The 10,216-nt window shown below is 65.5% G+C and carries 10 protein-coding genes; 7 read left to right on the top strand and 3 right to left on the bottom strand.

The genetic code is table 11. From position 1 onward, the window contains the following. Positions 1–1,250, bottom strand: a 1,250-nt coding sequence (locus tag ACLFMY_RS06860; RefSeq protein ID WP_410763866.1) for a TlpA family protein disulfide reductase, incomplete at its 3' end; no start/stop codon positions are given. Positions 1,251–1,371: 121 nt separating this feature from the next. On the opposite strand from ACLFMY_RS06860, the gene ACLFMY_RS06855 reads away from it, so the two are divergent. From ACLFMY_RS06855 to ACLFMY_RS06825, 7 genes are all read left to right on the top strand, one after another. Beyond that, entirely contained in the window at positions 1,372–2,289 is a 918-nt protein-coding gene (locus tag ACLFMY_RS06855) for a phosphoribosylaminoimidazolesuccinocarboxamide synthase (RefSeq protein WP_410763865.1), read from the top strand. Then, on the top strand, positions 2,286–3,002 hold the full coding sequence (gene bioD / locus ACLFMY_RS06850; protein ID WP_410763864.1) for a dethiobiotin synthase: 717 nt from the start codon (positions 2,286–2,288) through the stop codon (positions 3,000–3,002). Before ACLFMY_RS06855 ends, bioD begins: the two co-directional genes overlap by 4 nt. A 448-nt stretch (positions 3,003–3,450) precedes the next feature. After that, a complete protein-coding gene (locus ACLFMY_RS06845; protein WP_410763863.1) occupies positions 3,451–3,819 on the top strand; it encodes a c-type cytochrome in 369 nt (122 codons plus the stop codon). Next, on the top strand, positions 3,816–5,177 hold the full coding sequence (locus ACLFMY_RS06840) for an FCSD flavin-binding domain-containing protein (RefSeq protein ID WP_410763862.1): 1,362 nt from the start codon (positions 3,816–3,818) through the stop codon (positions 5,175–5,177). The genes ACLFMY_RS06845 and ACLFMY_RS06840 overlap by 4 nt, the downstream gene beginning before the upstream one ends. Before the next feature lie 70 nt (positions 5,178–5,247). After that, positions 5,248–6,660 carry a c-type cytochrome gene (locus ACLFMY_RS06835; RefSeq protein WP_410763861.1) on the top strand — a complete coding sequence of 471 codons (1,413 nt, stop codon included), beginning with the start codon at positions 5,248–5,250 and terminating at the stop codon, positions 6,658–6,660. Next, on the top strand, positions 6,660–7,883 hold the full coding sequence (locus ACLFMY_RS06830; protein ID WP_410763860.1) for a hypothetical protein: 1,224 nt from the start codon (positions 6,660–6,662) through the stop codon (positions 7,881–7,883). The genes ACLFMY_RS06835 and ACLFMY_RS06830 overlap by 1 nt, the downstream gene beginning before the upstream one ends. A gap of 14 nt (positions 7,884–7,897) precedes the next feature. Next, positions 7,898–8,611, top strand: coding sequence for a c-type cytochrome (locus ACLFMY_RS06825; protein WP_410763859.1), 714 nt, complete (start codon positions 7,898–7,900; stop codon positions 8,609–8,611). A 200-nt stretch (positions 8,612–8,811) separates the two neighbouring features. Here ACLFMY_RS06825 and ACLFMY_RS06820 read toward each other — a convergent pair whose 3' ends face one another. Together ACLFMY_RS06820 and ACLFMY_RS06815 are read right to left on the bottom strand one after the other, a co-directional pair. After that, positions 8,812–9,675, bottom strand: coding sequence for a universal stress protein (locus ACLFMY_RS06820; protein ID WP_410763858.1), 864 nt, complete (start codon positions 9,673–9,675; stop codon positions 8,812–8,814). Positions 9,676–9,691: 16 nt separating this feature from the next. Then, positions 9,692–10,216: STAS domain-containing protein (locus tag ACLFMY_RS06815; protein WP_410763857.1), on the bottom strand; the 525-nt coding region annotated here is incomplete at its 5' end.

The following is a 10,216-nucleotide window of genomic DNA, read 5'->3' as shown; positions in this document are numbered from 1 at the left end:
GAGTAGTGGATGCGCCCGTCGGCAGCCACCAGGAACGAGCTCGGGAAGGCGAAGGCGTCGTATTTCGCCGCGACCTCGCCGTCGGGATCGACCGGGACGGGGAAGGAGACATCGAAGTCCTGCATGAACTCGCGCAGGTGCTCGGGCGACTGCTTGAAGGCGATGGCGTAGATCTTCAGGCGGTCGGGGTAACGGCTGGCCAGGCGCTCCATCGACGGGATCTCCTCGACGCAGGCCGGGCACCAGGTCGCCCAGAAATTGACGATCTGCACGCCGTCGAAATCCGGATCGAGGCGCTGGGGATTGCCCTCCAGATCGGTCAGCTCGAACGCCGGCGCCTCCTGCGGCTCGACCGGCTGCAGGCCGGTCTGGCGGTCGACCGGCGTGGTGCGATCCGGATCGATGGGCAACACCTCCTCCGAGTGATCGGCAGCCGCCAGCAGCGGAATCGAACGCAGGATGTCGTCCGGCAACGCCCTGACCGCACGTGCCTCGGCGGCGCCCCCCACGATGTCGTCGATCGAATCGAGCGAGTCGAGCGTCGGCTCCTCGAATTCCATGTGGAAGTAGTCGCGCACCTCGGGCACCACGCGCACGAAGGTGTCACTGCCCGCCTGAAGAAAACGCTCGCGCAGCTCGAGCAGGCGGTGACGATAGACGCCGTGCTCGGGCTGGAGCAGCATGATCGGCAGGTTGGTCGCGTCCACGATCGAAAACAGTTCCGGCTCCTCGCCGGCGATCGGTGCCCCTCGGTAGAGGCTGGGGAAGAGCAGCACGGCCCCGGCCAGCGCGGCCGGATCGTCGGCACGCTCCTGCCACCAGCGCATGCCGCGAAGGGTGGGCACCGCCATGCGGTCCGCCGCCACGAGCACCGTGGGGCGATCCTCCTCGACGGCGCGCTCGATCAGGGAACCGACCGGCCCGCCGTCGACCTGGCGCACATTGCCGTCCGTGCGCGGCAGGAACAGCGAATCCATCACGTCGACCATCCAGACGGTCGCTCCCCGCCGCGCCAGTGCATGGGCGACACTCTCGGGTCCGGCCATGTCCCCGTACTGGTTGGCCACCCAGAGCACGAGCGGTGCGTCCTCCGCAGCGCCTTCGGCCGGCTCGATGACCTGGACGTCCAGCCTGTCGCCGCCGTCCTCCACGGGGATGTCGAAGTCCGCGAAGCCCTTGCCGGCGAGCAACACCAGCACGAGCGCCGTACCGACCCGACGGGAAATCCGGAACACCGTGTTCATCTCCATCAACCTCTCCCGCTGGCTGCAGGCACCGACGTCGCCTAGAACGCCGCGCTCTCGTACAATGACCCTTTGTCTCACCGCCATCGGCGGCAGAATTTCGTAGCATGCTAACAGTTGAGCCCTCATGACACACTCGCCACCCGCCGTCTTCGAAACGCAGATCGACAACCTGCAACTTATCCACCGCGGCAAGGTGCGCGACCTGTACCGCATCGACCACGAGCGGATGCTGATCGTCACCACCGACCGCGTCTCGGCCTTCGACGTGATCCTGCCCACGCCCATCCCGGACAAGGGTCGGGTGCTCACCGAGATCTCGCGCTTCTGGTTCGAGAAGAGCCGTGACCTGGTGCCCAACCACCTCTGTGAGGACCAGGACCTGTCGGCGATCGTTCCGGACCCGGCACAACGCGCCCAGCTCGCCGGCCGCAGCGTGATCGTGCGCAGCCTCGAGGCCCTGCCGATCGAGGCGGTGGTGCGTGGCTACCTGATCGGCTCGGGCTACAAGGACTATCAAGCGACCGGTGCGGTTTGCGGCATCACCCTGCCCGAGGGCCTGCAGATGGCCGACCGGCTGCCCGAACCCATCTACACCCCGGCCACCAAGGCCGATGTCGGCGACCACGACGAGAACATCGACTTCGCCGAGACCGAGCGACTGATCGGCCCGGACATGGCCGCCCGAGTACGCGACACGGCCATGGCGCTCTACCGGATGGCCTCCGACTACGCCGCCGAACGCGGCATCATCATCGCCGACACCAAGTTCGAGTTCGGTCTGGACGGGAACGGCACGCTGCACCTCATCGACGAGGCGCTCACCCCGGATTCCTCGCGCTTCTGGCCGGCCGACGAGTACCGGCCCGGCATCAGCCCGCCGTCGTTCGACAAGCAGTTCATCCGCGACTGGCTGGAGACGCTCGACTGGGACAAGACGGCGCCCGGCCCGGCGATTCCCGACGAGATCGTGGAACAGACGCGCGAGCGCTATCTCACCGCCTACCGCCGGCTGACCGGCCGGGAACTGCCCGACCCCGCATGAAGGCCGCGCAGACGAACGACCGGCGTGGCTGGGTGATCCTGGCGACCGACACCGGGGTCGGCAAGACCTTCGTCGGCACGCACCTGGCGAGGTTACTGACGCAAGCGGGTCGGGTCGTGCGAGTCCGCAAGCCGGTGGAAAGCGGCTGCGAGGAGGTGACCACCGACCAGGGCGTCACCCGCCTTGCAGCCGACGCCGAACAGTTGCGCCTGGCGGCCGGCGATCACGAATCCCCGCAGACCGTCTGCCCCTTGCGGTTTCTCGCCGCGCTGGCCCCGCCCGAGGCCGCACGCCGCGAGGGACGCCCGCTCTCCTTCACACAAGACCTGCTGCCGGCCCTCGACCTCGGGCACAGCGCGCCAGAGGACATCTGGCTGATCGAGGGTGCCGGCGGCATCTACTCTCCTCTCGCCGACGATGCGCTCAACGTCGAACTGGCCCGGGCAACCAGCCTGCCGGTCATCCTCGTCGCCGAGGACCGGCTTGGCACCCTGAGCACCACGCTCGGAGCCATCGAGGCTCTCGAGCGCCTTGGGGTACGCATCGATGCCGTGGTGCTCAACCGTCACGCCCCCTCGGCGGACGATGCGCCCGACAACCTGACTGCCCTCGAGCAATGGATCCCCCGCGTCGCGCCCGGCTTTTCCGGACGCCTCCTGGCCATTGACCGGACCAGCGCCGACACCGGCCTCGGTCGCCTGCTGTCCGGCTGAATCCACCCCCCATCCCGCCCGGCTGCGTGATCTCGCGCGAGTCGGGCGAATTCACTCTCCTGCAAAACAAAGGCAGGTAGGCTATTAGTTAAAGGTGATCCGGACCCGCATTCGTCGACGAATGTGCAAGGCGAATCGCCCTGCAGCACGAGCGCCGCCATGGAGGTGCACGGCTGACATATTCAATGGAGTTGACCGCATGTTGGCGTGTTTTTCCGAGGCATTCAGCGCACTGACGCCCCACCCTCTCCCCTTGTCACACGGCAGGGACCCCCCTGTCCTCGACTATTTCCTGTCATGCCCTGTTCATAAACATTTTTGATGTTGTATATTTGGCGAACAGATAAGGGAATTAAATCTGCAATCAATCATGCCCGGCTGTCAAAAGGAACACCACCGCAGAGTCGTCATGGAGCAGCGGGCGAGGAGCGAAGAAGAGGTACACATCATGATCAGACACCAGGTGATCGGATGGGCCGCGGCATTGGGGGGGAGCCTCTGGCTGGCAACCGCTCACGCCGAGACCAGCCGCGATGCCGACCCCCAGGCACTCATGGCCGCGCAGACCTGCGCCGGCTGCCACGGTACCGAGGGGTACATCGAAGACTCGGCCTACGTCCCGCTGGCCGGCATGCCGCGCGAGCAGTTCATCGAGGCCATGGAATCGTTCGCCGACGGCTCGCGCCCATCGACGCTGATGGGACCACTGGCCCGCGCCTTTACCGACGAGGAAATCCGGGCGATGGCCGACTACTTCTCGAGCCTGCCGAAAGAGCGGGACGAGTCGGACAAGCAAGACGGGGGGAATGACTCATGAGCACGATCAGTCGTCGCAACTTTCTGAAGCTAGCTGGGGCGGGCACGGCCGGCGCCGGGTTGCTCGGCACGCCCTTGGCCCGTTCGGCGAGCCAGTCACGCGTCGTGATCGTCGGCGGGGGGGTCGGCGGGGCGACCACGGCCAAGTACCTCAAGCTTTACGCCCCCGAGATCGAGGTGACCATCATCGAGCCCAAGCGCGAGTACCGGCGCCCTTACGGCTCCAGCGAGGTCATCACCGGCCAGGTGACGATGGAAGACATCACCATCTCCTATGACGCCCTCAAGAACCGCCACGGGGTGAAGTTCATCCACGACACGGTCACCGACGTCGACTACGACAACAAGCAGGTCACCACCGCCGGCGACGAGAAGGTCGGCTACGACCGCCTCGTACTCTCGCCGGGGATTTCCTTCGACTTCGACGCGATCGAGGGGCTGACCGAGGACCTGGCAGAGACGAAACTCCCGCACGGCTGGGATGCCACCGACCAGCTGCTCGAGCTCAAGGCTCAGCTGGAGGCCGTGCCGGAAGACGGTACCGTCATCGTCGGCCCGCCGCCGGGTCCCTATCGCTGCCCGCCCGGGCCCTACGAGCGCGCCGGGCTGATCGCCCAGTGGCTGCTTGACCGCGGCGACAAGAACCCGAAGGTCATCATCCTCGACCCGAAGAACGGCTTCACCACCGACTACTCCATGCTGCACGCCTGGAACGAGCTCTATCGCTTCAACATCCCGGAGCCGGCCCGTTCCAAGTACAACGAGGAAGAGTTGGCCGAACTCAAGACCTATGACGAGCCCGGCCCCATCGAGTGGATCATGGGCGACATGGGCGGCCAGATCCTCAAGGTCGACGCCGAGAACATGACGGTCGAGGCCGAGGCCGGCGTCTTCGAGGCGGACATGATCAACATCATCCCGCCGCTGAAGGCCGCGAGGATCGCCTTCGACCTGGACCTGGTCGACGACTCCGGCTGGTGCCCGGTCGACCAGAAGACCTTCGAGTCGACCCGACATCCGGACGTGCATGTCATCGGCGACTCCTGCATCGCCGGCGCTATGCCCAAGTCGGGTTACGCGGCCAACAGCCAGGCCAAGGTCCTGGCCATCCAGCTCAGGGCCCTGCTGGCCGGCAACGAACCGGTTGAGCCAGTCTTCCAGAACACCTGCTACGCCCTGGCCGGAAACACCGAAAACGGCATGTTCGTCGCCGACGTGTTCCGGCTGGAGGACGGCAAGATCGTCCGGGTCGACGAGCAGCGCTACCTGCCCTTCGACGCCACGCAGCAGCAGGTCCGACTGGCTGCGCTGTACCAGCACAACTGGATGACAGCCTTCACGGAAGACTGCTTCTCATGACGTTCAACTCCCATGACGGCCGGTTCCCTTCGCGGACCGGCCTGATGCGTTCTGACAGGAGGATCCCCCTATGGATCTGATCGGACTTTACCCGACCTGGTACGAGCCGGGCATCGGCAGCGGCTGGGTAATCGGGATCATCGCCACCGTGCACGTGCTTTTCTCCCACACGGCCGTGGGCGCCGCCATCCTCTTCGGTGTGCTCGCCTGGATCGGCGCACGTGACAATCGCCCGGAACTGATCGACTTCATTCGCAAGTACGGCCTGTTCCTGCTGGTCTTCTCCTACATCCTGGGGTCCATCACCGGGCCGGGGATCTGGTACTCGACCACCGTGGGCAGCCCACGCGGCATCTCGGCACTCATCCACAACTTCGTCTGGAAATGGGCGACCGAGTGGGTGTTCTTCGTCATCGAGGTGATCGGCGTCTACATGCTGGTGTACATGGCAGGCAAGCTCGACCGCTTTACCTACATGAAGCTCGCCGCGATCTTCGCCGTCACCTCCTACGCCACCATGCTGGCCATCGTGGGCATCCTCTCGTTCATGATGATGCCGGGCATGGAAGAGTGGAAGACCGAGGGCGGCTACCTGCTGGGCTTCTACGGTGACAATACCTTCGCCCAGCTGATGATCCGCACTGCCTTCATGTTCACCATGACCGCCGTGGTCGGGGGCATCGTCGCCGCCGGGCTGAAGGACGAGGCGTTCAAGAAGTGGCTGCTGCGGCGTCTGGCGATCGTCGGCGGGCTGTCCGCGATCATCGGCATCTCGCTGTACCCCTGGTACATGAACTCCCTGCCGGAGATCGCGCACCTGGTGGCCGAGAACCGTATGCCGGACTACTTCACCCCGTCGATCCTGATCGTGCTGGGCGCCATGCTGGCCTACTTCGCGGTCACGCTCATCCGGCCGAAGTTCGTCACCGCGACCGTCGCCGGCATCGCCACCCTCGCGATCCTGGTACTTGGCCTGTGGCCGGGCGAGACCATCCGCGAGTCGGTACGCAAGCCGTATATCGCCGGCCAGTACATCTACTCCAACCAGGTCATCGGGCACGACGTGCCGGGCATGGGCGTGGAGTCCGAGATGCCGACCCTGGAGAAGGTGGGCTTCAAGCACGCTCACATCTTCTGGCCGGAAGACCAGCGGGAGATCCGCCGTGACAACGCCGCCGAGGTGGGGCGCACCCTGGCGATCACCGCTTGCGCCAACTGTCACTCGCTCTCCGAGACCGGCATTCGTCCGTTGAAGAACTACTTCCCGGAGGAGGCCGACATCGAGGGCATCAAGACCTACCTGACAGGCGCGCTTTCGACCGGCAACACGATGTACATGCCGCGCATCCCGCTGAAGGACGACGAGGCCGAGGCGCTGGCCGTCTTCATCGCCAGCCTGACCGATCCCGAGGCCGTCGCCCGCTACGAGGCCGGCGACAAGACGGCGCTCCTCGAAAACCGTTCCGATGAGGAGGACAAGTAATGGATACCGCCATGCTCTACGCCCTGCGTGATCCGCTGGGCATCCCGGCCCACCCGGTGATCTTCCTGATCCTGGGCGTGGCCACCTGGGCGCTGCACATCGCCGCCGTGCACGTACTGCTCGGCTCGTCGGTACTCGCGATCCGCGGGGCCTTCTCCGGCGATGATCACTGGCGCCGGCTGGCCTCCGCCATGGTCAACACGGCCAAGGTCGCCGTGTCGGTGGCCATCGTGGTCGGGGTCGCGCCACTGCTGTTCGTCCAGGTCATCTACGACCCGTTCTGGTACACCTCGAACGTGCTCTCCGCCTGGTGGGTCATCGGCTTCATCTTGATCCTTATCGTCGGCACGCTGGCCCTGTTCATCTTCTACGCGATGAACTACGAGCTGCGCACGAAGAAGACCCGCTGCCCGGGTGCGATGATCGCCGCAACCCTGCTGTTCGTGGTAGTCGGCTTCATCATGCACGCCCTGTCCGTGCAGATGCTCGAGCCGGATCAGTGGATGGAGTGGTACGCGCCCGATGGTATCGTCGATGCCTCGGGCCGTTCGATCCACGCCTGGAACGGCTGGCGCTTCGGCTTCTTCATCGCCCTGTCGCTGCCGGTGATCGGCATCTGGCTGTTCGGCTACCGCCGCTACCTGCAGGGTGCCGGCGAGGAGGACCAGGGGTACCTCGACTTCCTCAAGCGTCTTGCCACCCGGCTGGGGGCCATCGGTACGGCCATCTCCCTGGTCCTGCTGGTCATCTGGATGCGCGGTCTGCCGGAGGACATCAGCGGCTTCGCCACCGGCCCCTGGCCGATCGCCGCGGCCGCCGCGCTGATCATTGCCGCCGCCTACCCGCTGGTGCTCGGACGGCGTCTCGAGCAGGGCCTGTGGGGCTACACGCCGATCCTCGTCGCCACCGTGGCGATGATCGTCGTCGCCGCCATGCGCGAGGCGATCCGCTGGGTCACGCTGTTCGGCGTCCATGGCTACAACCCGCTCGACTACAAGGTCGCGATGGACTGGTACTCCACTGGCCTGTTCTTCATCACCTTCGGGGTGCTCGGCGGCGGCGTCGTGGCCTACCTGCTGACCGTCGCCTGGCAGGCCGGCCAGACCGAGGGGACCTACACGCCGTCGCGCGCCGTGAATCGCATGGGCACCGTCAGCATCGTGCTGCTGGTCCTGTGGGTGGCGCAGTACTTCGGCTTCGGCCTGTGGACCGCATACGCGTAACGAGGAGGTACCCAATGAACCAGAAACAGAAACGCCGTGTCGTCGGTCCGCTGATTGCCGCAGGCTGTGCACTGGGCCTGGCACTGCCGGGGGTTGCCTCGGCAGCCTCCGAGGCCAAGGGCGAGGTCGTGAAGTGGACGCCGGGCGAGTGGCACGAAACCATGGCAGCCATGCCCGAGGGCGACCCGTCCCGCGGCGAGGATCTGCACGAGGATGCCTTCTGCGCCTCCTGCCACGGTGAACACGGTGAATCGCTGTCCGGCAACTGGCCGCGCCTGGCCGGCCAGCGCGCCGAGTACACCTACAAGCAGATGATTGATTACGCCGACAATCGTCGGCGCGAGGACAGACGCGCCCACATCATGAACGTGGTCAGCGAGGATCTGAGCGAGCAGGACATGGCCGACCTGGCAGCGTTCTACGAGCAGCAGGGGCTGCCGGACAAGGCCAAGCCGGAGGAATCCCACCCGGCCCACGAGCTGGTGAGCGTGGGTGATCCGAGCCGACTGATCACGCCCTGCGCCGCCTGCCACGGCAGTAACGGCTCGGGTGGCATCAACGAGTCGCCGTCCCTGCGGGGTCTGCCAGAGGACTACTTCGTGCGCACCATGGAGATGTTCCGCGACGGCCATCGTCACAACGACGTGGCCAAGGGCATGTCGCAGTTCGCCGACCCGTTGACGGACGAGGAGATCGCCCAGCTGGCCGACTACTACGCGGTCGACTAGACGGGCAGCGATCGCTCTCGATCCTCAAGGCCGCGTCTTCGGGCGCGGCCTTTTTCGTGCCCGAAGAGACGATGCGGCTCGGGGCATTCGGTCGAGCGCTCGACGAAGTTGCCAGGTCCGGACATCTCCGCGGACGCAACGAAAAGGGCCGCGTCATTCGACGCGGCCCTTGATCCATGCCGGAACTCGAGGGATATGTCTCAGCGCACCACCAGCAGCGGCACGTTGGCCTTCATGATCATCTTGGTGGTGGTGCTGCCCAGCACGAGATAGCGAATCGGGCTGTGGCCGTAGGCGCCCATGGCCAGCAGATCGATGTCCTTCTCCTCGAGGTACATCGAGACCGCCTCGTCGACCTTGCCCTGGCGAATGGCCACCTGCGTGTCGAAGCCGGCCTTCTGCAGCCGTGTATTGGCCGCCTGTATCTTGTCCCAGTTGCCCTGCTTCTCCTCGCCGACCATCAGGATGTGTACCGGCAGCCCCTGCAGCAGCGGCGTGTTCGCCGCCATCTCGACCAGCTTGTAGGCCGTCGGGCTGCCGTCGTAGGCGATCAGGAAGCTCTCGGGTTTCTTGAACTCGAGCGGCGTGACCAGGGTGGGCTTGTGAATCATCGACAGGATGCCGGCCAGGTGACTGCCGACGTGGCGGGCCACGGCGTCGCCATCCTTGCCCTGCTTGCCGAGCACCAGCATCTGCATGACACCCTGCAACTCGAGGATCACCTCGGTGATGTCCCCGTTGCGCAGGAGTTCGTCGGGCGACTCGAAGCCCCGGTCACGCGCCCGGGAAAGCACGTCGGCCAGCAGCGCCCGGCCACGCTCCCGCTCGAGCTTGCCGCGCTTTTCCTCCAGCTCGACCATTTCCTCCAAGAGCTTTTCGCGCCCGCCGAGGGTCATGTTGCCGGAGAGATTGGTCTTGGCCGGGGCATGCGGGTTGCTGATCGCGTGCAGGAAGGTCAGCGGGGCCTCGAGCGCCTGCGCCACCCAGACGGCGTAGTCGGTGACGGCCTCGGAGGATCGCGAACCGTCGATGCAGGCGAGTACCCGGTCCTTGTTGTCGCTCATGTTCTCGTTTCCCATGTCAGTGCCCCATCAGCTTCTCGGCAGCGTCGGGATCGTTGTGCACCGCGTGCTTGTCGACGATGGTGGCCGTGGCCTCGTTCATGCCGATGACCTCGACCTCGATGCCCTCGCGGCGGAAGTCGAGCACCACCTTGTCCAGCGCCCCCACCGAGGTGATGTCCCAGAAGTGGGCCTTGGACAGGTCGATGGTCACCTTATCGACGTCGTCCCTGAAATCAAACGACTCGAGGAACTTCTCGGTCGAGGCGAAGAACACCTGCCCGATCACCTCGTAGATGCGATGGCGCGGGTCGTTCGGGTCCTCGGACAGGCGCGAGGAGACGTGCATGAACTGCCCGACCTTGTTGGCGAAGAACATCGCGGCCAGCAGCACGCCGGTGAGCACCCCGTAGGCGAGGTTGTGGGTGGCCACGGTGACGATGACGGTCATCATCATGACCACGTTGGTGCTCATCGGGTGCTTCTTGAGGTCACGGATCGATCGCCAGCTGAACGTGCCGATCGAGACCATGATCATCACCGC

The sequence above is a fragment of the Guyparkeria sp. genome (assembly GCF_046545975.1).
Taxonomy (GTDB): domain Bacteria; phylum Pseudomonadota; class Gammaproteobacteria; order Halothiobacillales; family Halothiobacillaceae; genus Guyparkeria.
The sequence above is the reverse complement of the archived record's forward strand: the minus strand, read 5'-3'. Positions and strand labels throughout refer to the sequence as shown.

What these genes read in the sequence shown, in the direction of transcription:
- ACLFMY_RS06855 (WP_410763865.1), top strand. Translation starts at nt 1,372, where the DNA reads ATGACACACTCGCCACCCGCCGTCTTCGAAACGCAGATCGACAACCTG.
- bioD (WP_410763864.1), top strand. Translation starts at nt 2,286, where the DNA reads ATGAAGGCCGCGCAGACGAACGACCGGCGTGGCTGGGTGATCCTGGCG.
- ACLFMY_RS06845 (WP_410763863.1), top strand. Translation starts at nt 3,451, where the DNA reads ATGATCAGACACCAGGTGATCGGATGGGCCGCGGCATTGGGGGGGAGC.
- ACLFMY_RS06840 (WP_410763862.1), top strand. Translation starts at nt 3,816, where the DNA reads ATGAGCACGATCAGTCGTCGCAACTTTCTGAAGCTAGCTGGGGCGGGC.
- ACLFMY_RS06835 (WP_410763861.1), top strand. Translation starts at nt 5,248, where the DNA reads ATGGATCTGATCGGACTTTACCCGACCTGGTACGAGCCGGGCATCGGC.
- ACLFMY_RS06830 (WP_410763860.1), top strand. Translation starts at nt 6,660, where the DNA reads ATGGATACCGCCATGCTCTACGCCCTGCGTGATCCGCTGGGCATCCCG.
- ACLFMY_RS06825 (WP_410763859.1), top strand. Translation starts at nt 7,898, where the DNA reads ATGAACCAGAAACAGAAACGCCGTGTCGTCGGTCCGCTGATTGCCGCA.
- ACLFMY_RS06820 (WP_410763858.1), bottom strand. Translation starts at nt 9,675, where the DNA reads ATGAGCGACAACAAGGACCGGGTACTCGCCTGCATCGACGGTTCGCGA.